Source organism: Streptomyces sp. NPDC051183, from assembly GCF_040682455.1.
Lineage (GTDB): Bacteria > Actinomycetota > Actinomycetes > Streptomycetales > Streptomycetaceae > Streptomyces.
In genome coordinates this window covers 128,431-150,236 of record NZ_JBFBBA010000003.1, presented here as the reverse complement: position 1 = coordinate 150,236, position 21,806 = coordinate 128,431, and the positions used below count along the sequence as shown (strand labels likewise).

The window sequence follows — 21,806 nt, the reverse complement described above, 5'->3', positions numbered from 1 at the left end:
CCCCTACCCGGGCCGCGGGGGCGTCTGCTGCGCCCACGCGTGGGCGAACCGTTCGTGGACGGGGGCCGGGACCGGCTCGGTGTCGTCCGTCGGGGCAGGCGGGGCAGGACGGGGGGCCTTCGCGGCGGTGAGCTCCTTGCGGACGGCGCGGTGGTGTTCGAGCGACCAGGTGTTCCAGCGGCGCACGGTACGGTCGGCCGGGCCGCCGAGGGCGTGCAATTGGAGGTGGAGCGCGGCCGCGTCGCAGCTGACACCGAGCACGGCCGCGGCCTCGGCCACCAGGTCCGGGACGCTGAAGAGCGGGTTGGTCTCGTACTGGCCGGGCGGCACCGGGGTGGCCGCCGACCGGTCCGCCAGTCGCCGCAGGCGGGCCAGGGGAGCGGCCGGGGAGTCCGCGAGCCCGTCGACCAGGGCGCGGGCACCGGTCGCGGCCGGATCGCCGATCGGACGTTCGGTGAGTGCCCAGGCAGCTGCCGTCGCAGCGCTCCGCACCCCGTCGGCGTCCAGGGGCTCCGGGGCGCGGCCGGTGAGCAGGGCCTTGGCCCAGGCCTCCGGCAGGCCGCGGTCCGCCTCGAGGGCGGCGGCGTGGCTGCCGTCGTCGGTGTACGGGGTGACATCGAGCAGCCCCGCCCAGGCGGTGGCCATCCGGTCCGCGGCGGCGGTCATCCCGCCGGGGGCCCACAGCTCGGCCGGGTCCGCGGGCAGGGCGGCGGCGAGCACCGTACGCCGGCCGCCCGGGCCGAGCCGCCACTGGAGGTCGTGGTAGGCCTGGGCCGCGGCCCGGTCCGCCTTGTACGGCTTGGCGCGCAGCAGTTTGCGGTGCGCGTCGTAGTCGGCACTGCCGGGGAAGCCGTCGAGCGCGAGGGCGGCGACCGGGCGGGGCACGCCGGTGCGCCAGCGGAACAGGTCCACGGCCTCCTCCGGCACGGGCAGCGGGCCGTGCTCGGCGATCAGGGCCGACAGGTGCCCCAGCCGGGCGGCGTCGTCCCGGGCGATGGTGTGGATCGCGCACTCCTCGGCATCGGCCGGGGCCGGGTCGGCGGCGCGCTGGAGGAAGGGGGCGAGGCCGCTGCGGACCGGGCCCGAGGCCACGGTGACCCCGGCCGAGCGGAGTTCGGCGATCCGCGGCTCGGCGGCGCGGCCGGTCCGCCAGGCGCTGCCGGCCTCGGCGAACGGCTGCCGGCTCCACACCTCGACCAGGGCGGTCAGGGCCCGGCGCTGCTCGTCGGGGGTGGCGGCGACGGCGGCCCGCCAGGCCACGGCGCCGATCCCGCCGACCAGCGCCGACCACTCCGGCGGAGTGGCCGGCCGGGCCAGCACCCGGACCTCGTCCTCGATCTCCCCGCGCAGGTACCGGCCATCGGCGGCGACCGCGGTGAGCAGGGCGGGCTGCGGCTGCGCGGGCCGTTCGTCGTACGCCCGCAGCTCGGGCAGCAGGCCGTGCAGGGCGGGGGAGAGCTGGGTGTCGGGCACCGCGTCGGGCAGGTCGACGACGGGCCCGGACCGCATGACGGCGACCCGGCGGGACAGTTCCCGGCGGCGCCGCAGTACGTCGGCGGCGAGCCGGACAGCGCGGTCGACGCCCTCCCGTACCGCCGGATCGGTCACGCCGGGCAGCGGCCGGCACGCGTCGTCGCCACCCTCGGCGTGGGCCCGCATCAGCTGCCCCGCGGCGGCGTCGGTGACGGCGCGCAGCGCTTCGGAGGAGGCCTCGTCGCGGGGGGTGAGGAAGTGCCAGTAGGCCGGTGGCGGAACCGGCCCGGCCAGCTCCCCGAGGGTGACCCGGACGGGGGAGCGGTCGTGGCCGCCGGGGAAGCCGCGCACCTGCCAGAGCAGCGAGTTGTCCTCGGCGGCGTGGCAGCGGATGGTGGTCTCGCCGGCCAGGACGGCGTCCTCCCCGCCGAGCGGCAGGGCGAGGACGCCCCACGGGCGGCGGCCCCAGCGGCTGCTGCGGTAGGAGGCGGTGCGGCCGTCGACGGACTCCAGCACGAACTCGCGGGGCGACGGCCCGGCGTACGGCGTGCGGTGCAGGACCCGGCACCCGGTGAGCGGCCCGTCCTGGCCGAGCGGGGACGGCGGTGCGCCGGCCGGCAGCGCGGCGAGGATGCGGTGGTCGGCGAACGGCTTGGTACCGGGCGGGGTTTCGGCCGGCTGGTGGAAGGCGGGCAGTGTGCGGTCGCCGGTGGGGATGCCCGTGTCCGGGTCGACGCAGTCCCAGCCGCTGCGGCGGTCGCCGAACACCTCCGAGCTCCAGACGGTACGGCCGTCGCTCATCTGGTAGTCGCGGTGGCCCACGCCCTCGCGGCCGCCCGGGCGCAGGATGCGTTCGCCGTCGAACCGGCCGCCGCCGTCAGGGGTTTCGAACTGGTACCCGAGGCCGCCCTGGATGCTCCCGCCGTAGGGGCGCAGTCCGTACGGCTCCTCCGGCTCGAAGACCTCGCCGGGCCGCCCGGACCAGTAGGCGCACCGCGTCCACTTGGCCTTCCCGGGCTCCGCGGTCTTCTCGGCCTCCCCTTCCTGCTCCTCCCAGGAGACGAGGAACTGGCCACCGACCCAGTGCACGGTGTGGGAGCGGGAGGCGTCGGGCAGTTCCAGGGCGTGGTCGCCGCGCCGGCCGGCGTGGTCGACGGCGATGGCGCGGGTGTCCCCGTACAGCGCGAGCACCGGCCACGTGCAGGTGACGTGCACGGCCTCGTCGGGCCGGAACTCGGCGAGGGCCTGCTCCAGGGCGGGCCAGCCCAGTTCCTCGGGCAGTCCGGCGCGCAGGGCGCGGGCCAGGGGGCCGGTGAGGTCGAGGGCGGCGAGGGCCTCCTCGATGCCGTCCAGCGCGATGGCCGTGGGCCTGTCGAGGAGTTCGCCCAGTTCGTCGACGGATTCGTCGGCGGCGGCGAGGCCGCCGCCGCGCAGGGCGTCGAGCAGCTTCTCGACCCGCGCGTGCACCTCGGCGGCGATGCCCGGGTTGTGCGGGAGCCGGCTGATGGCGGTGCCGCCCCGGGTACGGAGCCCGGCGTGCACGGTGCCCTCCAGCCGGGGCCCGAACACGGGGTCGGCGGCGAGCGCCTTCAGGTCGCGCTGAGACTGCTCGCCCCAGAACTCCAGGCCGACGGCCGGGCCGGGATCCTCCACGGGCACGCCCTCGGCGAGGCACAGATCCAGCAGATCGGCGTCCAGGTGCTGCCACCGGTAGCGGTCCTCGTGCAGCCGCACGGGCGTGCCGGCCGCCCGCATCAGGGGTGCGAACCGGCCGACCAGCCGGAACAGTTCGGCCGGCATCGGCTGGCTGGTCACACCGCCGCCCGCGACGGGGCGGTGCGAGTAGCGGGCGGCGTAGCGGCGCAGCCAGTCGCCCGGACCGCCTTCGGGGGTGATCCGGCCGGCCGCGGCGGCGTCGGCGGCGCCGCAGGCGATGAGCAGCCGCAGCCAGGCCGCCGCGTCGTTCTTCGACTCGGGGAACAGGTCGAGCAGGGCCGTGGCCCGGTCGCCGGTCGGCGGATGCGCGCTGAGCGGGCCGACGGCGGCTTCGAGCAGCCGGTCGGGTACGGCCTTCCCGGCGGCGGCGGCCAGCAGTTCACCCAGCACCCGGGCCTCCTCCTCGCTGCCGAGACCGGCGGCGCGGGCGGAGTCCCGGACCCTGCGGGCCAGATCGGCCGGGAGCTCCCCGGGCGACGCCGCCCAGAGGGTCAGCACGCGGACGAACTCGCGGTGCGCCCCGCCCGGTTCGAGGAGGTCGGCCAGCCACGCGCTGTGTCCGCTGAGTTCGGTGGCGGGCAGGGCGCCGAAGCGGGCGAACAGCAGGACGTTGGCCCGCCGCCAGTGGGGGTCCACGGGCAGCCCGCGGGTCCGTTCGGCCGCGCGCGCCCGGCCGTACGCGCGGGCGGCGGAGCGGCGGTGCGTCTCCAGCAGCCAGTGGCCCATGGTGTCCCAGAACCACGGCAGATGGGCGTCCGGCAGCCCTCGGGCCAGGCGTTCCATGTCGTCCACGAAGCGGCCGGGCTTCTCCCAGGACCGCCCCCGCTTCCGGTCGGCCTCACCGAGCACCGCCTGCGCGGTGGCCGCGGCGCCCGGATCCTGGGTGCGCGCCCAGTCGGCGTAGGTCTCGGAGATGCGGTGGTTGGTCGGGAGCGGGACAGGGGCACCGGTGCTGCTGGTCATGTGCCGATCTTGCCAGGCGCCACTGACAGTGGGCCTCCCGCCGTTCGCTCCGGGGCCGGCCTCCCGTATGGTCCCCTTCCGGAACACGGCCGCAGGCCGTGCGGTACCTGAGGAACGGCTGGATGACTACGGGGCGTTGGCTGGTCAGTAGTGCGCTGCGGTACCTTTTCGTGGCGCTGGCGGGCTGGGTGGCCGCAGCGGCGGTCCTGCCCAGGGGATCGGATCCCTTCGGCGCCGTGTTCGGCGCGGGGATGCTGGTGGGACTGCTGGTCCTGCCCCTGCTCACCGGCGCGACCGTGCTGGTGCTGAGCCTCCTGGCCGACAGGCGCTTCGAGCCGCCGGACGGTGGTGCGGCGCGCATCCGCGGCGGCTAGAAGCTCCTCCTGCCGTTCGTTCCGGCCCTGCCCGCGGCCCTCCTGGTCCCGCTCCAGTACATGATCATGCTGTGCGTGCAGGCGGTGTACGTGGTGTGGGTGCTGCCCTGCGAGGACGCCCGGGCCACGGGGGACGCCGTCCGCCGCGCGGGGGACCCGGCGCTGCCCGCCGCGGACCGGATCCGGGCGGTGGCGGCCCTGGAGCGCTTCGGGACCCGTCCGGTCCTCGAAGTCCTGACCGCCGCCGCGGCCGGACCGGACCCGGAAGTCGCCGCGGCGGCGCTGGAGTCGCTGGTCGTGATCTGGCGGCGCGACGCCGTCCTCGGCGAGGACCTGCTGCTGCGGCTGCGACATGGCCGCTGCCACGGGGCTTTCGGTCGCCACCGTCCGCCATCATCTGGCAGCCCTGACCGGGGCCGGCCTGATCGCGGCCACAGCCTCGGCAGGGCCTGGCCGGGGCCGCCCCGCACTCCGGTACGCCCCCACCCGCCCCGATCCCGGGCAGGAGTCCGCAGGCGCCCCCTTCCGCGAGCTGGCCGAAGCCCTGGCCGAGGCCGTGGGCGGGGGACCGGGCGCCTCCCGCGAAGCCGGCCGCGGCTGGGGGCGGCGCATGGCCGGGAACGGTCCGGCGGCGGAGCAGGTCTTCGCCGTGGCCGCCCGGATGGGCTTCGACCCGCGCGAGGAGCCGGGCCCCGGTCCGGGAACGCGCACGGTGCTGCTGCACGGCTGTCCGTACCGCGAGCTGGCCCGGACCCGGCCCGAGGTCGTCTGCGCCGTCCACCAGGGCGTGCTGGACGGCCTGCTCGAATACTCCGGGACCACGGCGAGGCTGCGGCCCTTCATCGGACCGGACCTGTGCGCGGCAGAACTGCACCAGACCCCGAACTGACCCCAACACCCGCTTCATTCCCCCTGTACCGACTGATACCGATCGATAACGATCCATACCGAAGGAACCTAGATGTTCGGCATGACCATCGACACCGCCCACGACTCCGCCGCCCAGAGCCCCGCGCTGCGGCTCGACCCCGAGGGCGGCCCCTTCCGGCAGCTCGCCGCGGTACGGATCCAGGTCCCCGCGGGCGGCTCCGTACCGGCCCATGCGCACGGCGCCTCGGAACTGCTCCTGACCGGGGTCGCAGGCGTGATCGAAGCCTCCTGCGGCTGCGGGGCGAAGACCGTCGCCCAGGGCACCTTCGCCATGCTCCCCGCGGGCAAGGAGATCACCCTCGTCAACCACGGTGAGGAGGACGCCACGGTCCTGGCGGTCTTCTCGCAGAGCATGCGGGTCATCACGACGACGCCCGGGGTGGGTTACCGCATCGCCGGACCGCTGCCGACCGGCGATGCGTCCCTTCGTACGCCGGTCACAGACTCGTGAGGAGGTCGTCCAGCGGGGCCGGTACCCGTCCGGGGGCGAGGGTCTCCACCAGGAGGCGCCCGTAGCGGATCTTGCGGCCCTTCTTCGTGCCGAGGAAGCGCCGCAACTGCTGTTGCCGGGGCCGGCCGTGCTGTGCGGGCTGGCGCAGGAAGGTCTGCCAGGCCCGCAGGTCGCCCTCGGCCCGGATGATCTCCTCGACGCTCTCCGTGCCCAGCGCGCGGATGAGCTCGTCCTCCAGGTCCGCCACGCACACGAAGAAGCCCTCGTGCGGGGCCCGGGCCCGCTCCAGGGCGCGGTCGTAGAAGGGCTGTTCGCGTACGTCGCACAGTCCCCTCAGGCGCAGGCCGAGACCCGGCGGCCCGAGGAGGGCGGTGTAGCGGCCGACGTTCATGGCCCCGCCCATCGACAGGACGCACACCCCTTCGGCGGCCAGGTCCCGGCCCCGCCGTGCGGTCAGGGCGTCGACGGCCGCGAGGTCGCTCAGTCCTTCCAGCAGCACTGCCGTCCGCAGCCCCAGCTGCACGGCCAGATCGCCCGCCGGTTCGCCGGGGCCGCCGGCTGCCCAGCGGTCGGCCGCGTCCCGGAATGCCTGCATGTCCACCATGGGGCGATTCTGCACTTCCACCGGCCGGCACGCCGCGGAATATTCGACCGCCGTCGGTTCATCGGCTCGTCAGTTCATCAGCTCCGGAGCGAAATAGTCGCGCAGGCGGGCGATCTTCCCGTCGCGGATGCGGAAGATCTGCACGAGCGAGACGGCGACCTCCACGCCGTCCCCGTCGAAGACCGTGTCGATCTCGGCGATGAACACGTCCGGGTCGGAGGTGGTGTGCAGTACGTACCCGGACTTCTCGAAGTTCGGCGCGCCGTCGTCCGCCACCGGCCGCTCGTAGTACGCCGACATCGCACTACGGATCTCCTCGCGGCCGACCAGCCGCCTGGGGAAGGTGGCACCGCCCGGCATGAGCGGTGCCTCAAGGACGCCGTCCGCGGTGAAGCACTCGGCAAGGGCATCGGCATCGCGGCTCATGGTGCCGGCGTGGACGTAGCTTCCGAAGATCTCCTGCGGTGTTCTCGACACGGCGGGCCTCCCTGTGCGCGGTTGCGGAAGACCATCTTGGACCACCGTGCCCCCGTAGGACCGGCAAGCGCGGGAACCCCTACGCGTCGACCCAGGCCATCGAGCTCATCCGCCAGCCGGCCGGGGTCCGGACGAACTGGGTGGTCTTGCGGCCGCCGCCCTCGAACCGCTCGCCGTCCCGGAAGCCGGACTTGCGGTACTCGCTGAACCGGTGCGCGATCGACCCGAGGATCTCGGTCCGCTCGGAGACCTCCCATTCGGAGAACTCCGTCAGGGTCCCGTCGGTGAGGATCTTCTGCCTCGGCTCGATGAAGGAGTCGAGGTCGTAGACGACGGGCTCGTCCCCCGTGTTGCTGATGATGGTTCCCTGCGGAATGAACACCTCGCGGACGACGTCGAGGTTCGGCCGGCCGCCGTCGGTGTTGGTGAACGCGCCGAGGAAGGCGCGCATCAACTCGTCGAGCCGGGCCTTGTCGTCGGACGCAGGCACGCGTTCGGCGGGCGAAGCGCCCGACCACTCGTCGCGGAGGAGGGACCAGATCTCGGTGTCGTGCCGCAGGCCGCGGTACGGATGGCGCTGTCGCAGCACACCGTCGCGGGTCATCCCGAGCCGGCGCGCCGCTGCGATGCTGCGGGTGTTGCCCGCCGCGACCCACCATTCGACGCGGCTCATCCCGCGCTGCCCGAAAGCCCAGTCGATCAGCACCCGGCAGGCCCGGGTCACCAGCCCGCGGCCCGCGCCGGCCGCTTCCAGCCAGCACCCGATCTCGCACACCCCGGTGGTGGCGTCGAAGTTCGGGAACATGACCCCGCCGACCAGGGTGCCGTCCAGCCAGATCCCGTAGATCCTGCGGGTGTCCTTGGCCTGCTGGTCCGCGTAGCGCTGGAGCGTGGCGGCGGCGGAGTCGAGGTCGGTGCTGAAGGTCGCCCAGGGTATCCAGGGGTCCACGTAGGGCCGGGCGCGGTCCATGTGGTCCAGGAACTCCTGGGCGTGCCAGGGCTCCAGGGGCCGGAGCCGGGCATGGTCACCGAGCGACAGTTCGAACACGGGTTCCTCACTCCATGGGTACGTAACGAGCGTTCGGTAGGTAGGGTAACAGCATGCCACCCGCACCCGGAGACCGTGAAGCCCGCCGCGAGGACGTCTCCCAGGCCGTCTGGAACGTCCTCGCCGACAAGGGATTCGGCGGGCTGACCCTGCGCGCCGTCGCCGCCGCCATGGGCGTCTCCACGGGGATGCTCATGCACTACTTCCCGACGAAGCGGGCCCTGGTCGCGCACGCGCTGGACCTGCTGGAGAGGCGTACGGCGGAACGACCCCGGCGCGAGCGGCCCGCCGAGGGCCTCGCCACCGTGCGGGTCATGCTGCTGGACATCCTGCCGCTGGCCGCGGACGACACCGCCCGCAACCGCATCTGGGTCAGCTCCTGGGACCTGGCCCTCGCCGACGACGGGCTCGGCGCGGAGCAGGCCGACCGCTACACCCGGCTGCGCTCCACGCTCCGCCCGCACTTCGAGGCCGCTCAGGGGCTGGGTGAGCTGCCGGCGGGCGCCGACCCTGAACGACTCGCGGCCACCGCGGTCGCGTTCGTCCACGGACTCGTCGTCCAGGCCCTCTTCGACCCCGGCCGGTTCCCCGTGGACGAACAGACCGCCATGGTCGACGACTTCCTCGCTTCGATCGCCCCGCCCCGGCCCGCGAGGACACCGCGGCACGCTTGAGCCGGGCCGGAACCCGGGGCGCCTGTGCTCCGTATGGACGTCCGCCCGGGCTGGACAGGGTCAGGCTCTACAGCTGTAGAGTGAGGGCTCTGCAGCTGTAGAGGGAACCCGAACGGAGAGGTGTTCCATGCCGAAACGTCACGCGGTGGTGGCCGGAGCCGGAATCGGCGGCCTCACGGCCGGCATCGCCCTGCACCGCCGAGGCTGGCGCGTCACCGTCTGTGAACGCGCCGCCGAGCCCCCCGCCACCGGCGCCGGCATCGGTCTCGCCCCCAACGCCCTGCGCGCACTCGACGCCATCGGCGTCGACGCCGCCCGAGCCGCCGGCAGCGCCGTACCCACCACGATGGGCGTACGCCGCTCCGGCGGCCAGTGGCTCACCCGGACCGGCACCGCCGACATGGCGGCCCGCTACGGCATGCCCCCGATCGCCGTTCCGCGCACGGCCCTCACCGCCGCCCTGGCCGCGGCCCTGCCGCCGGAGGCCCTGCGCTACGGCACCGCCGTGACCGCCGTGGACGACACCGGGGGCGGCCCGGTCGTCCGTACGGCAGCCGGCGCGGACCTTCCCGCCGACCTGGTCGTCGCCGCCGACGGCATCCACAGCCCGCTCCGCCAGGCCTGCTTCCCGACCCACCCCGGACTGCACTACCTCGGCGAGATCGCCTGGCGCGCCATCGTGGACGCCCCGGACCTCTTGGTGCCGGCCATGAGCGAGACCTGGGGGCGGGGCGAGCGGTTCGGCGTGACCCCGCTCTCCGACGGGCGGTACTACCTCTACGCCACCGCGCTCGTCCCGGCCGGCACCCGCTCGGCCGACCCGCGCGCCGAACTCCGGCGCCGCTTCGGCTCGTGGCACGACCCGATTCCGGCCCTGCTGGACCGCATCGAGCGCCTCGACCGCGCCGACATCCTCCAGAACGACCTGTACGACCTGGCCGCCCCGCTCCCGAGCCTGCACCACGGCCGGATCGCCTGGCTCGGAGACGCCGCGCACGCCATGGCCCCCAACCTCGGCCAGGGCGGCTGCCAGGCCATCGAGGACGCGGTGGTCCTCGCGCACCTGCTTCCTGTCGGAGACGTGGGTGCCGGCGGCGGCAGCGGCGGCGGCGACACCGGCGGCAGCGGACCCGGCGCGGACCCCATACCGGACGCCCTCGCCGCGTACACCGCCGCCCGCCGCGACCGCACCGACATGGTGCGCGTCCGGGCCCGCCGGGTCGGCCGTCTCGGCGCCCTCCGCAACCCGCTCGCGGCGGCCGCCCGCGACCTCGCGGTCCGCGCCACCCCCGCCCGCCTGGCCCTGCGCGGCATGGACGACCTCTTCAACGGCTTCCGCCTCCCCGGGTAGCCGGCCCGGGCCGCCGTGGCCGCCCCTCCGGGACCGCGCACCGACGGCTCCGATCGGCCTGAATCAGCCCCCGCGCGGACAAGGGGCGCTCGCTATCATGTGCCGCGTGAACCCAGGCGCAGCACGGTGGCTTTCGGGTCTGGCGGGCGCCGTCGGCGCGTTCGCCGCAGCCGCAGCCGGATGGCAGGCGTTCGGCGAGGTCGGGCCGGTGCAGTACGCGTCCGCCGGGGTGACGGCGCTGCTCGGCGGAGCGCTCGTATGGCACCAGGCGGGCCGTACGACATCCACCGGGCCGGGCCATCCGGTACCGCGGGAACTGCCGCGTGACATAGCGGACTTCACCGGTCGCGCCGCCGAACTCACCCGGCTGGGCGAGTTGTTGCAGGCGCCGGGCCGGTCGGCCGGGCCGCTCGTGACCATCGCGGGCAAGGGGGGCCTGGGCAAGACGACGCTCGCGGTGCGGGTCGCCCAGCGCTCGGCGGCGGCCTTCCCCGACGGGCAGCTGTTCGCGAACTTACGGGGGTACGACCCCCTGCCCGCCGAACCGGCCGAGATACTGGCCAACTTCCTGCGCTCGCTGGGCGCCGAACCGCGTACGATCCCGGACTCCCAGCACGACCGCGAGCAGATGCTGCGTACCCTGACGGCCGGGCGGCGGCTGCTCATCGTCCTCGACAACGCCAACGGGCCCCGGCAGGTGCGGCCGCTGCTGCCGGGAACCCCGGATGTCGCGGTGATCGTCACCAGCCGTGCTCCGCTGAGCACTTTGGAAGGAGCCCACGCGATCGTGCTCGACCTTCTGGAGCCCGAGGAGGCCATTGAGTTGCTGGGCCGGGTCGCGGGCGCGGACCGGATCGCGGGAGACCCGTCGGCCGCACGGCGGCTGGTGGCGCTCTGCGGGCATCTGCCGCTGGCCGTACGCATCGCCGGAGCGCGGCTCGCCGAGCGGCCCGACCTCAGCCTGGCAGGCCTCGCCGACCGTCTCGCCGACGAGCGCGACCGGCTCGACCACCTCGAAATCGGAGACCTCGACGTACGCTCCACATTCATGATCAGCTATCAGGGACTGCCGGAGGCGCAGCAGCGGGCGTTCCGGCTGCTCGGGCTGTTCCCCGGAGCCGACTTCGCCGCCTGGTCGCTCGCCGCGCTCATGGACGTCTCCCTGCGCGAGGCCGAGCGCCATCTCGACGCGCTGGTGTCGGCGCAACTGCTCGACGCCGTGGGCTCCGACGAGACCGGTACCGCCCGCTACCGCTTCCACGACCTGCTGCGCGCGCTCGCCCGTGAGCAGCCCGAGCCCGGCGCCGCGGCCGCGACGAGCCGTCTCCTGGGCGCGTACCTCACGCTCGCGGCGGCAGCCGAGGAGCGGTTCCAGCCCGGCGAGCTGCGCAAGACCAGCACGCACCCGCGTCAGGCCGTCGAGGCCCGCCACCTGGACGACCTGCTCCGCGAGCCGGTCCTGTGGTTCATCACCGAGCGGCACAACGTCGTGGCGTGCGTGCGGCTCGCGCACGAGCGGGAGTTCTGGGATGCGGCCTGGGAACTCACCCACATCGGGGCGCCGTTCTTCGAGATGCTGGCCATCTGGGACGACTGGGGAACCGCCGTGGAACTGGCCCTGGCCGGGGCCCGCCGGTCGCGCAACCGCTGGGCCGAGTCGATCACGCTCTTCGACAACGGCGCGCTCTTCCGCGACCTGGGCCGTCAGGACGAGGCACTGGCCGCGTACGAAGAGGCGATGGCCGGGTACGCCGCGTCCGGCGACGAGCACGGCATGGGCGCCGTGATGCTGGTCCAGGGCATCGTCCACCGCAACCGGGGTGAGTGGGAGATCGCGGCGCAGCGGCTGAGCGACGGGGTCGAGCGACTGCGGGCCGCCGGGGACCGCCGGCTCGCCGCCCAGGCCCGACGCAGCCTCGCGGTCGTCCGCAGCGGCCAGGGGCGCGTCAGCGACGCGGTCCCCCTCTTCCAGGAGGCGCTGGCCGAGTTCCAGCGTCTGGGGGACCGGCGGGCCGAGGCGTACGCCTGGCGCGGCCTCGCGCAGGCCGAGCTCGACACCGGCGACTCGGGCGCCGCGGCACGGTCGTTCGGCATGAGCCTCGACCTGACCCGCCAGCTGCGGGACCGGCGAGGCGAGGCCAGGGCGCTACAGGGGATGGGGCGGGTGAACGCCGCCGACGGCGCCGCCGCGGTCGCGCTCCGGCGGTTCGCACAGGCCCGGGAGATCGCCGACGAGGCCCACGACCGGATACTCGCCCGGGAACTGGACCGCGACGTCGCCTCCGTGAACCGGACGTAGCCGCCGGGGCCGGGCGGCGAGGGTGCGCCCGCCCCGCGCCCGCGCCCCCGCCCCGCGCCCGCGCCCCCGCCCCTCAGGGCAGCGGCTGTTCGACCGTGCTGGTACCGCTGCCCTCCCGGGACTCCCATGTCCACGTCTCCTCCAGGCGGACGCGGCCGTCGGGGAGTTCCGTCACGAGGGAGACGCAGTGCCCGGAGGCGGTCGTGCCGTCGGGGCGGAGCTGGACGTAGCGGAAGTCGACGGTGTCCTGCGCCCGGGTGCCGACCAGGTAGCCCCTGATCACGTCTCCGCCGGAGTATTCGGCCCAGACGCGGCCGTCCTGCTCGTGGTATTCGAACCGGGTCTGCCGGCCGACCTGGCCGGGCGCCTGGTCGGCTACGGGGACCAGGGTGAGGCCGTCGAGTGAGCGTGCCATGGGCGAGGTGGCTCCTGAAGGAGGGGACGAGGGGGGAGGAGGAGGCGGCGGCATCGCTGCCGCCGTCGTTCCTACGGTGCCGAAGGTGCCCCGGCGTGGTTCCGGATGAGCTCGTAGGAGTGAATGCGGTCGTGGAGGTCGTAGACGGGCGTGGTCAGCATCAGTTCGTCCGCCCCCGTCTCGTCGACGAGTTGCGCGAGCCGGTGCACGACGCTCTTGGGCGTCCCGACGGCCTGCTGCGCACGGAAAGCGGCGAGCGCCTGCCGCTCCTCCGCAGTGAAGGGGTGCGTAGCGGCCTCCTCGGGCGTGGGGAAGGGGGCCTGGCTCAGTCCCTTGAGGAGTCCGGCCTTGACGACGTCCATCGGGCCGACCCGCCGCGCGGCCTCCTCCTCCGTCTCGGCGCACACCGTCTCCACGCACAGCAGCACGCGGGGCCGTTCGCACCAGCGGGACGGGGTGAACGCCGACCGGTAGCGTTCCAGCGCGGCGAGGGTGTTGTCCGGCCGGATGTGGTGCGCGACGGCGACCGGCAGGCCGAGTTCCGCGGCGAGAGCGGCACCCGCGGTGCTGGAAGCCAGCAGCCACGGCTCCGGCAGCGGGCCGAGCGCGACTTCGTCGACGAGGAACGACAGGATCGCGGCTATGTCGTCCCGGTACTCGGCGTCCGTCGCCGGCCCGGCTCCGCGGCGAAGTGCCCGTGCGGTGGCCTCGTCGAAGGTGCCGGGACCGCGGCCGATGCCGAGGTCGATGCGGTCCTCGTGCAGGGCGGCCAGCGTCCCGAACTGCTCCGCCACCGTGATGGGCGCGTGGTTGGGGGCCAGCACCCCGCCCGGGCCGAGCCGGATGGCCGAGGTGGAAGCAGCCGCGTGCGCGGTCAGCACGACGGGCGGGAACGCGCCGATCGCGGGCGAGTGGTGGTGCTCGGCGTACCAGATCCGGTGGTAGCCGAGGTGTTCCATTCCCTGTGCGAAGGCGGCCGTATCGCGCAGGGTGTCCAGGGCCCGGGAGCCCGTCTGGACCATCGCGACTTCCAGCGCGGAAAGAGGTACGTCGATCATGTGGTCAGCATAGAGAGCATATGTTCGACGGGGGGCGTGATGGCGGTGCAGTGACGGAGCGGTGACCTCATTCGCGCCACGGCGGCAGGCCGGCGCCGCCTTTACCGAACCCGCATCCCCCGGTGCGGTATACGTCCCTTGGGGCGCACCCGATGCCCGCGAAGGGAGTGGTTGCCGTGGAGCGCACGACGTGCTGCGTGGTGGGAGGCGGGCCGGCCGGCATGGTGCTGGCGCTGCTGCTGGCCCGGGCGGGTGTGGAGGTTACGGTGCTGGAGAAGCACGGCGACTTCCTGCGCGACTTCCGCGGGGACACCGTGCACCCCTCCACCCTGTCACTGCTGGACGACATCGGCCTCGCCGAACGGTTCGCGCGGTTGCCGCAACGCCGGGTGAATTCGGTGCAGTTGCCCATCGGGCCGGACCGGTCCCTGGTCACGGTCGGGAACCTCGGGGCGCTGAAAGGGAAGTACAACTACATCGCGATGGTGCCCCAGTGGGACCTGCTCGACCTCCTCGCCGACGAAGCCGCCCGGGAACCCTCCTTCCACCTGCGCATGGACACCGAGGCGACCTCCTTCCTCATGGAACGCGGGCGGGTCACGGGCGTGCGCTACCGCACCGCGGACGGCGCTACCGGCGAGCTCAGGGCCACCCTGACCGTGGCCTGCGACGGCCGTGGCTCACTGGCCAGGGCCCTGCCCGAACTCGGCCTGGAAGGCTTCCCGTGCCCCATGGACGCCTGGTGGTTCCGGCTGCCGCGCCGTGAGGACGACCCCAGCGGACTCGTGGGCGGCCTCGGCGACAGGTTCTTCACCGCACTCATCGACCGCGGCGACTACTGGCAGTGCGCCGCGCTCATCCCCAAGGGGACCGACGCCGAACGCCGTGCCGAGGGCCTGGAGCGCTTCATGGAGCGGTTCACGGCCGCGGCCCCGTGGCTCGCCGACCGGAGCGACGCCGTCACCTCCTGGGACGAGGTGAAGCTGCTCGACGTACGGCTCGAACGGCTGCGCCGGTGGCACCGCCCGGGGCTGCTGTGCATCGGCGACGCCGCCCACGCGATGTCACCCGTCTTCGGCATCGGCATCAACCTCGCGGTCCAGGACGCGGTGGCCGCGGCCCGCCACCTCGTGCGTCCGCTGCGCGAGGGCACCGTAGGACTCCGCGACGTACGCCGCGTCCAACACCGGCGCTGGCCCACCACCGTGGCGACCCAAGGCCTCCAGCGCCTCGCCCACATGCAGGTCATCGGACCGCTGCTGGCCGGCCGTACGGCGTTCGGCAACCCTCGGCGGGCCGAGCGGATGTCGGAGCTCGTCACCGACTCGCGCTGGCTGAACCGGATCCCGGCCTACTTCATCGCGTACGGAGCCCTGCGCGAGCGCCCCCCGAAGGAGTCGCTGCGCACTGGCGGCAGCTAGGGGGTGTCCGGGAAGGTTCGCCGTGTCGCGGCGCCCGGTACGGCACTAGGCGGCGGGTTTGTAGACGAACCCGGTCAGGGGCGCGAGGACCTTCCAGTCGAGCGCTTCGTAGAGCGCCCGGCCCTCGATGGTCGCGCCCAGAATGCCGGTGGACACCCCGCCTTCGATGGCCGCGTTGGTGAGTGTGCCCATCACCACCGTCCCGAGACCACGGCGCTGGTGAGCCGGTTCGGTGACGATCTGGTCGAAGACGCAGGCGGCATCGGCCAGCCCGGTCTGGCCGCACGCGGCGAGTTCCCCGTCGGCGCTCAGGATCCGCACGTGGGTGACGCCGTCGGCGGTCTCGACGGTGGCGGTGTACCCGTCCGGCGCCTGCACGCGCGAGGGGCGCAGATCGACGGCCATCAGGAAGCAGGGATCGGTGGGCTCCCATTCGGACGAGAACCAGGGATCCATTTCGCCCGGTGGGAGGAATCCCTTGATGCAGGTGGTGGGTTCGGTGATCGTGCCGATGAGCCCGCGGGCGACTGCGGCGTCGGCGTCGAGCAGGACGTGCCGGACCGTCTGGGTCGGCTGTCCGACCTCGATCCGAAGCCCCCAGGGCACCTCCACCGGCTCGGGTATCCCTCGGGCCACGGCCCACCCTTCGACCCACGACCGCGCAGTCTGCAACATCCGGCCACTGTAACTCGCCCCGACCGCCGACCGGTTGTGGCCCGGGCTGGGCTCAGCCGGGGGTCGGGGTGAGGAGGACGAAGTCGGCGTTCGACGGGTCGAGGCAGACGGCGAGCCGGCCGACGCCCTCCGCGTCCTCCGGGCCCATCTGTACGCTGCCGCCGTTCTCGGTGACCTTGGCGACCGCGGCGTCGCAGTCGGCGACGGCGAAGACGGGGTGCCAGTAGGCGTGCCCGCCCGCGAGCGCGAGGTTCTCCTCCGGCATTTCCATGAGGCCGCCGTGCATGCGTTCATCGGGGAGTCCGGCCGGTGTGATCAGGACGTACGAGCCCCCGCCGCCGGGCAGCTCCATGTCGCCGTACTGCCAGCCGAGGACACTGCCGTAGAACTCCTTGGCAGCCGCGGCGTCGCTCGTGTACAGCTCCGTCCAGGAGAGCGAGCCCGGCTCGTCCACCAGGTCGACGCCCTTGTTCGTGCCCGGCTGCCAGACGGCGAACTGGCCTCCCTGCGGGTCGGTGTACTGCGCCATCCGGCCCCACTCGTCGAGGTCCCTCGGCGCCACCCGTACCGTGCCGCCGGCGCGCTCGACGGCCCGGGTCGTCGCGTCCGCGTCGGTGACGCTGTAGTAGATCATCCAGGCCGAGCGCGCACCCGCCTCGGTGAGCTTGCCGAGCCCGGCGACGATCTTGCCGTCCTTGCGGAACATCCCGCCTTCCATGTCCTCGCCCTCGCCCATGGACTCGTAGTCCCATCCGAGGACGGCGCCGTAGAAGGCCGCGGCGGCCGGGACGTCCGGGGCTCCGAGGTCGAGCCAACAGGGGGAGCCGGGCGCGAAGTCAGTGGTGATCACGATGGTTGCCTTTCGCGGGTCGCGTACGACCTCAGCCTGGCACCGGAGACCGGCCACCGCCCGTCGGCGGCTCGGAGGTGTTGCCGAGGACGTTGCCGATGTGGGCCGCGAGCGAGGCCCGCAGGCCTTCGGGCGTCATCTTCAGGTCGTCGATCAGGTGCGCCACGAGGTCGGCGCGGATGGCGGCCAGCAGCGCGTGGGCGGTGAAATCCGCCTCGTGGACCTCGGGCACCCGGTCCAGGGCCGTACGAAGGATGCCGTGCCACCAGTCGTAGTGCCCGGCCCGGTAGGGGCTGCTGAGCCCGGCATCCTCCGCGGCCGACATCAGGTTCCGGTTCTCGATCTTGAAGCGGAGCGAGGCGTCGAGGAGGTCCAGCACCCGCTGTCGCGGCGTGGACCCGGCGGCGTCCTGCGCCTCCTGCACGGCTTGCTGAAGGGGTTCGAGGCGTGCGGCGATCACGGCGCCGATCAGTCCGGCACGGTCGCCGAAGCGGCGGAAGAGGGTGCCCTTGCCCACGCCCGCCGCCGCGGCGATGTCGTCCATCGACACGTTCTGGGGGCTGCTGCTGGCGGCGAAGAGGGCATCGGCCGCGGCCAGGACGGCTTCCCGGTTGCGCAGGGCGTCCGCGCGTTCCGTACGCTCCGTACGCTGGGCCACGGGCCCTCCTCGTTGGTCTTGGCGGTCAGGTGGTGGTGTCGTCGAGCCAGTCGAAGATACGCGCTACGGCCGGGCGGGAGGTGCCCGGCACCGCGGCCGCCTCACGCCACCTCCCGTTCGACGAAGGCGCGGAACGTGCCGGGGGTGCGGCCGGTGAGGCGCTGGACGGCGTCCGAGGTACGGTCCTCCGCGCCCCCGGCGATGGCGCGGTCCATGTCGGCCAGCATGGTGGCGAACTCCAGCGGGATCTCGGCGGCCCAGCGGTCGCGCAGCTGCTCGAAGGTCAGCTGCCGGTGCACCACGGGCCGTCCGGTGGCCTCCGCGATGATCGCGGCGACGTCGTCGTAGCTCAGAGTCTGCGGCCCGGTCAGGATCAGGTCGGTGTTGGGCGCCTCCGCGTCGGTCAGAGCGCGTACGGCGACGGCGGCGATGTCCGCCGCGTCGATGAACCCGACGCGGCCGTCTCCCGCGGCCGACATGATGGCGCCCTGGTCGCGGATGCTGCGCGCGTGAGGGGCCGGGTCGGTGAAGTTCTGCATGAACCAGGAGGGCCGCAGCACCGCCCACTGGTCGAACAGGCCGGGCAGAGCCTCGTGGACCTGCCCCACCGCCGGACCGCCCTCGGGGATCGCCGACGAGCTGAGCAGCACCGCGCGGTGCACGCCGGCCGCGCGGGCCCGGCGCAGGAAGGGGAGCATGACCGCGGCCGGGTCGGGGGAGCCGACGGGCGGGACGAGGTAGAGGCGACCGACGTCGTCGAGGGCATCGGGCCAGGTCGCGGGCTCGTTCCAGTCGAAGCGGACGGCCTGCGCGCCCTCCACCGGCGTGGCGCTTCGACTGGCGGCCTTGACGGGGTGGCCCTCTGCGATCAGCCCGGCGGTGACGCGGCGGCCGGTGGTGCCGGTGGCCCCGATGACGAGGGTGGCGTGGTGGGTGTTCATCGGTCCGCTCCGGCGAAGTCGGCGCCGGCCTGCTGCGCGGCGAGGGGGTTCCAGTAGTCGCGGTAGGAGGTGATGCGGCTCTCCTTGACCGTGACCACGGCGATGTAGGTCATGTCGAAGGGGCCGTCGGTCTCCACCAGGCGGCCGACCCCGCGCATCTCGACCACGATCGTCTCGGGGGCGGTGGTCTGGTGGATCGTCACGTCGGGGAAGTCGTGGAGATCGATGTGGTCGGGGTAATGGCGCATGTACGCGCCGACCGCGGCCCTGCCTTCGAGGCGCACGGGCCAGCCGTCGGGCGCGAAGGGGAATTCGAGGACACCGTCGACGTCCCACAGCTCCACCCAGGCGGGGATGTCCTTCGCGAGCAGCAGTCCCAGCCCGTGGCGGTACAGCTCCGCGGCTGTCATGGGAGGGGGAACGGATGTGGGCATGGGTGCGGTCATGTTCAGGGGCTTCCGTCCTGTTCGACGCCGGAAAGAAAACGGACCGGCAGTCCGTATGGATGGAGCATACGGACTGCCGGTCCGTTTAGTAAACCCGTGAGGCGGCGCAGGCTGCTGCCGAGACGCTCAGGACGGGTCGATACCGGAGCACGGCCGCACGGCGGGACTCCAACTCGGCGTCACCGTCTCCGGGTTGCTGAACGAACTGGCGCACCAGTCGCATCTGGCGCCGGCAGGCGTCCACGCTGAGGGTCAGCTCCGAGTAGGCGGCCCGCTGGCGGGCGATGGCCCCGTTTCATCGGGATGTCATCGGTCGCTGCCACTGTCGTCCGGTGACCTCGGCCGACCGCCTACCGCACCGGCATCGGGGAGCGGGCGCACAGATCGGCTGACGCTGACTACATGGGGAGAATCGAATGCGAACACGAAGGATCGCGGCCGCGCTGGCCGGTTTCCTGTTGACGGTCGGGCTGTCGGCGACGCAGGGGGCCACGGCCACGGCGCAAACGGCAGCCTCGTGCGAGGGCACCTACACCATCGTCGTCGGGGGCACCGGCAGCTCCTGGAACAACGACGGCTTCTCCGGCAACATCCAGCAGCACGTCGGCTACCCCACCCAAATCCCCAACGGCGCGAGCGCCCGGGCAGGCGTCAACGAGCTGAACCGGCTGGTCCGCAACCAACGCGCCGCCTGCCCCTACCAGCACGTCAAGATGGGCGGGTACTCCCTGGGCGCCGCGGTGGTGCACATCTGGGTCACCGAGAACTGGCAGACGTTCGGCAACGTCAACGCCATCCTCATCGCGGACCCCAAGCGCCAGGCCCCTCCCGGCGCCAACGGCGGGTCCGTGCCGTTCGGCGGCATCATCGGCGCTCCGCTCGCCGGCGCCGACAGGTTCTTCGGCAACGTGCCCGTCAAGTCGATCTGCAACTGGGACTACGTCTGTGACGAGTCCGCCGGCATCTGGACCTACCCGGCCAACCACGTCAACAACTACCCCGTCGACTTCAACATGGATCACCACAACGACAGCGCCCACGAGCAGTGGTACAACGGCGCCTGGTCCACCTGGTAGCCGCAGAGCCGCCGCCCGGGCGCGGCGCCGTGGTCAATGCGCCGCGGTCCGGGTGAGGCCGAGGCCGGCCTCGTCCCCGCGCAGGATCATCTGGTACGTCCGCCGCAGCATCGGACTCGGAGGCACCTCCAGGTCGTCGGCCAGGCGGCGGCGGGCGCGGTCGAACACGGTCAGGGCATCGGCCTGCCGACCGCTGCGGTACAGCGCACGCATCAGCATCGCGGCCACCGGTTCGTTCAGGGGGTGCGCCGTGGACAGGGCGAACAGCTCGGCGATCGCTTCCGAGCACTGGCCCAGCCGCAGCTGCCACTCCAACTTCCGCTGTACTACGGCGATCCTGCGCTCGGTGAGCCGCAGCCGCTCCAACTCGGCAAGGGGCCCGGGCAGTCCCGCCAGCAGCTCCCCGCGGAACAGGTCCAGTGCCTGGGAGCACAGGCGGACCGCCTCGGTCCGGTCGCCCGCCCGGTCGGCCGTACCGGCATCGACGACCAGCCCCTCCATGCGCGCCACGTCCACCTCGACCGCCCCGGTGACCAGCCGGTAGCCGCACCGGTCGTGCTCGATCACGGAGTCCGGGCTGTCTTCGATGCGCAGGGTCTTGCGCAAGCGGTAGACGTATACCGGCACCACATTCGTGACCGGCGGTTCCAACCCCCACACCCCGTCGAGCAGTTCCTGCTGGCTGACCGTCCGGCCCGCGCGCAGCGCGAGGGCCGCCAGTACGGCCTGCTGGCGCAGGTGCCCCAGGTTCAGGGGCCGCCCGTCCTGCCATGCCCGTAGCGGTCCGAGTACGGAGATCCGCACCTTCGGTCCGGGAGCCCGGCCGCCGGCGGTTCGCGGCACCGGGCTCACCGCCTGCGTACGGGGGCCGCGGCCGGGGACGACCATGCCGCAGTCGAAGGCGTGGACGATGGCGGCGGCCCGGTCGCGCAGACCGAGCTTCACGAGGATCCGCGCGAGGTGTCCGGCCACGGCGTCCTCGGGGATGGCGAGCGCGGCGGCGATCTCGTCGTCCCGCAGGCCGCAGCCGACCGCTTGGAGCACCTCGCGCTCATGGTGCCCGAGTCCGGTGGCAGTCGGCCGGTCGGTGGTGGCGGTCGTCGGCATTGCTGCTCCCCGGGGTCCGGGCTGGTCTGTCTGGCGGACGCGGTCGACAAGGTAGCCGCGGGTACGCCGGGCAAGGCATCCGGAACGATCCGGAGTGACACGCGCGACGGCCGAGGGCCTGCCCGGCGGATCGGATACCGCCGGACAGGCCCGGGCCGGAAGGGCTCAGAGCTCAGAGCTCAGAGCTCAGAGCTCAGAGCTGAGGGCTCAGCGCTTGAGCGTGAAGGTGAAGTCGCCCGAGAGCTTGCCGCTCAGGCGCACCGTCGACACGAGGTTCCCGTCGGTGAGCAGCCTCTCGACCTCGGCTCGTGAAAGGCCGAAGCCCTCGGAGATCAGCCGCACCGGCCGCACCGGGATCCGCGCCGCGAAGCGGACCGAGACCTCGATCGCCTCGCCCTCCGGCTGATGCGGCTGACCGGGCGCACCGCTGTCGAGGCGCCAGGCGTTGTCCCAGTCGAGGGCGATGTGGTTGCGGCGCCGCAGGACCGGGTCCTGGAGCAGTTCGGCCGCCAGGCCGGGGTCGTTGTGGTGCATTCGGTTCAGGAGCCCCGGCTGCACGGCGCGTACGTTCATCCGCTCCAGGACAGTGACCTTGGTGGTGTCCCCGCACACGGTGCACAGTGCGAGGAGCCAGGCGTCGAGGAGCTTGTGGTTCGCGTTGACGCGGAACTTTCCGTCCGCCCGGAAGCGCCCGGAGGCGCACCTGTGGCAACGGCGGAGGATTATCGGCAGGCAGGTGGGCATGACCACCCAGGTTTCGGACACAGAAATACACCGGTTCCAGTGAGAAGACCGCAGC

Annotated in this window: 20 protein-coding genes and 1 pseudogene; 8 read left to right on the top strand and 13 right to left on the bottom strand. The window is 73.3% G+C overall.

Translation table 11 applies throughout. The features are described from left to right. Positions 1–3: 3 nt before the first annotated feature. Positions 4–4,152: a hypothetical protein gene (locus tag AB0M99_RS03920; RefSeq protein ID WP_365917048.1), complete on the bottom strand. Its 4,149-nt coding sequence runs from the start codon at positions 4,150–4,152 to the stop codon at positions 4–6. 122 nt (positions 4,153–4,274) lie between these two features. Here AB0M99_RS03920 and AB0M99_RS03915 point away from each other — a divergent pair, with 122 nt between their 5' ends. The 3 genes and pseudogenes from AB0M99_RS03915 to AB0M99_RS03905 all read left to right on the top strand — a co-directional run bounded on the left by AB0M99_RS03915 (position 4,275) and on the right by AB0M99_RS03905 (position 5,907). Continuing rightward, on the top strand, positions 4,275–4,526 hold the full coding sequence (locus tag AB0M99_RS03915) for a hypothetical protein (RefSeq protein ID WP_365917047.1): 252 nt from the start codon (positions 4,275–4,277) through the stop codon (positions 4,524–4,526). Between the two features lie 349 nt (positions 4,527–4,875). Beyond that, positions 4,876–5,415: pseudogene (locus AB0M99_RS03910) on the top strand (ArsR family transcriptional regulator); the annotation flags it as partial. A 72-nt stretch (positions 5,416–5,487) separates the two neighbouring features. Next, a complete protein-coding gene (locus tag AB0M99_RS03905; protein ID WP_365917046.1) occupies positions 5,488–5,907 on the top strand; it encodes a cupin domain-containing protein in 420 nt (139 codons plus the stop codon). Here the strand turns inward: AB0M99_RS03905 and AB0M99_RS03900 are convergent. From AB0M99_RS03900 to AB0M99_RS03890, 3 genes are all read right to left on the bottom strand, one after another. Further along, positions 5,894–6,511, bottom strand: a complete 618-nt coding sequence (locus tag AB0M99_RS03900; RefSeq protein WP_365917045.1) for a TOPRIM nucleotidyl transferase/hydrolase domain-containing protein — start codon at positions 6,509–6,511, stop codon at positions 5,894–5,896. The two genes, AB0M99_RS03905 and AB0M99_RS03900, sit on opposite strands and share 14 nt — an antisense overlap. 69 nt (positions 6,512–6,580) lie before the next feature. Continuing rightward, complete coding sequence (locus AB0M99_RS03895) at positions 6,581–6,988, bottom strand: nuclear transport factor 2 family protein (RefSeq protein ID WP_365917044.1); 408 nt, start codon at positions 6,986–6,988, stop codon at positions 6,581–6,583. A 79-nt stretch (positions 6,989–7,067) separates the two neighbouring features. Further along, the gene (locus tag AB0M99_RS03890) at positions 7,068–8,036 is read right to left on the bottom strand and encodes a GNAT family protein (protein WP_365917043.1); all 969 of its coding nucleotides are present in this window, start codon (positions 8,034–8,036) and stop codon (positions 7,068–7,070) included. A gap of 53 nt (positions 8,037–8,089) precedes the next feature. Here AB0M99_RS03890 and AB0M99_RS03885 point away from each other — a divergent pair, with 53 nt between their 5' ends. The 3 genes from AB0M99_RS03885 to AB0M99_RS03875 all read left to right on the top strand — a co-directional run bounded on the left by AB0M99_RS03885 (position 8,090) and on the right by AB0M99_RS03875 (position 12,360). Next, positions 8,090–8,710 (top strand): TetR/AcrR family transcriptional regulator, encoded by a 621-nt coding sequence (locus tag AB0M99_RS03885; protein ID WP_365917042.1) that lies wholly within the window; start codon positions 8,090–8,092, stop codon positions 8,708–8,710. 127 nt (positions 8,711–8,837) lie between these two features. Continuing rightward, positions 8,838–10,061, top strand: coding sequence for an FAD-dependent monooxygenase (locus AB0M99_RS03880; protein ID WP_365917041.1), 1,224 nt, complete (start codon positions 8,838–8,840; stop codon positions 10,059–10,061). 106 nt (positions 10,062–10,167) lie between these two features. Further along, on the top strand, positions 10,168–12,360 hold the full coding sequence (locus AB0M99_RS03875) for a tetratricopeptide repeat protein (RefSeq protein ID WP_365917040.1): 2,193 nt from the start codon (positions 10,168–10,170) through the stop codon (positions 12,358–12,360). 73 nt (positions 12,361–12,433) lie between these two features. On the opposite strand, the gene AB0M99_RS03870 is transcribed toward AB0M99_RS03875, so the two are convergent. After that, positions 12,434–12,775 carry a hypothetical protein gene (locus tag AB0M99_RS03870; protein WP_365917039.1) on the bottom strand — a complete coding sequence of 114 codons (342 nt, stop codon included), beginning with the start codon at positions 12,773–12,775 and terminating at the stop codon, positions 12,434–12,436. A gap of 71 nt (positions 12,776–12,846) precedes the next feature. After that, positions 12,847–13,833, bottom strand: coding sequence for an MsnO8 family LLM class oxidoreductase (locus AB0M99_RS03865; protein ID WP_365917038.1), 987 nt, complete (start codon positions 13,831–13,833; stop codon positions 12,847–12,849). Between the two features lie 176 nt (positions 13,834–14,009). Between AB0M99_RS03865 and AB0M99_RS03860 the strand changes: the two genes are divergently transcribed. Next, complete coding sequence (locus tag AB0M99_RS03860) at positions 14,010–15,254, top strand: FAD-dependent oxidoreductase (RefSeq protein ID WP_365917037.1); 1,245 nt, start codon at positions 14,010–14,012, stop codon at positions 15,252–15,254. Between the two features lie 45 nt (positions 15,255–15,299). Here AB0M99_RS03860 and AB0M99_RS03855 read toward each other — a convergent pair whose 3' ends face one another. The 5 genes from AB0M99_RS03855 to AB0M99_RS03835 all read right to left on the bottom strand — a co-directional run bounded on the left by AB0M99_RS03855 (position 15,300) and on the right by AB0M99_RS03835 (position 18,788). Continuing rightward, the gene (locus AB0M99_RS03855) at positions 15,300–15,929 is read right to left on the bottom strand and encodes a GNAT family N-acetyltransferase (RefSeq protein WP_365917036.1); all 630 of its coding nucleotides are present in this window, start codon (positions 15,927–15,929) and stop codon (positions 15,300–15,302) included. Positions 15,930–15,981: 52 nt separating this feature from the next. Beyond that, the gene (locus AB0M99_RS03850) at positions 15,982–16,779 is read right to left on the bottom strand and encodes a VOC family protein (protein WP_365917035.1); all 798 of its coding nucleotides are present in this window, start codon (positions 16,777–16,779) and stop codon (positions 15,982–15,984) included. A gap of 31 nt (positions 16,780–16,810) precedes the next feature. Continuing rightward, positions 16,811–17,437 (bottom strand): TetR/AcrR family transcriptional regulator, encoded by a 627-nt coding sequence (locus AB0M99_RS03845; protein WP_365917034.1) that lies wholly within the window; start codon positions 17,435–17,437, stop codon positions 16,811–16,813. A gap of 101 nt (positions 17,438–17,538) precedes the next feature. Then, on the bottom strand, positions 17,539–18,378 hold the full coding sequence (locus AB0M99_RS03840; RefSeq protein WP_365917033.1) for an NmrA family NAD(P)-binding protein: 840 nt from the start codon (positions 18,376–18,378) through the stop codon (positions 17,539–17,541). Next, positions 18,375–18,788 carry a nuclear transport factor 2 family protein gene (locus AB0M99_RS03835; RefSeq protein ID WP_365917032.1) on the bottom strand — a complete coding sequence of 138 codons (414 nt, stop codon included), beginning with the start codon at positions 18,786–18,788 and terminating at the stop codon, positions 18,375–18,377. Before AB0M99_RS03835 ends, AB0M99_RS03840 begins: the two co-directional genes overlap by 4 nt. A gap of 452 nt (positions 18,789–19,240) precedes the next feature. On the opposite strand from AB0M99_RS03835, the gene AB0M99_RS03830 reads away from it, so the two are divergent. Continuing rightward, a complete protein-coding gene (locus AB0M99_RS03830; protein WP_365917031.1) occupies positions 19,241–19,900 on the top strand; it encodes a cutinase family protein in 660 nt (219 codons plus the stop codon). Between the two features lie 33 nt (positions 19,901–19,933). Here the strand turns inward: AB0M99_RS03830 and AB0M99_RS03825 are convergent, their stop codons facing one another. Both AB0M99_RS03825 and AB0M99_RS03820 read right to left on the bottom strand, forming a co-directional pair. Next, complete coding sequence (locus tag AB0M99_RS03825; RefSeq protein WP_365917030.1) at positions 19,934–21,007, bottom strand: BTAD domain-containing putative transcriptional regulator; 1,074 nt, start codon at positions 21,005–21,007, stop codon at positions 19,934–19,936. A 207-nt stretch (positions 21,008–21,214) separates the two neighbouring features. Next, positions 21,215–21,772, bottom strand: a complete 558-nt coding sequence (locus tag AB0M99_RS03820) for a DUF1062 domain-containing protein (RefSeq protein ID WP_365917029.1) — start codon at positions 21,770–21,772, stop codon at positions 21,215–21,217. Between the last annotated feature and the right edge of the window lie 34 nt (positions 21,773–21,806).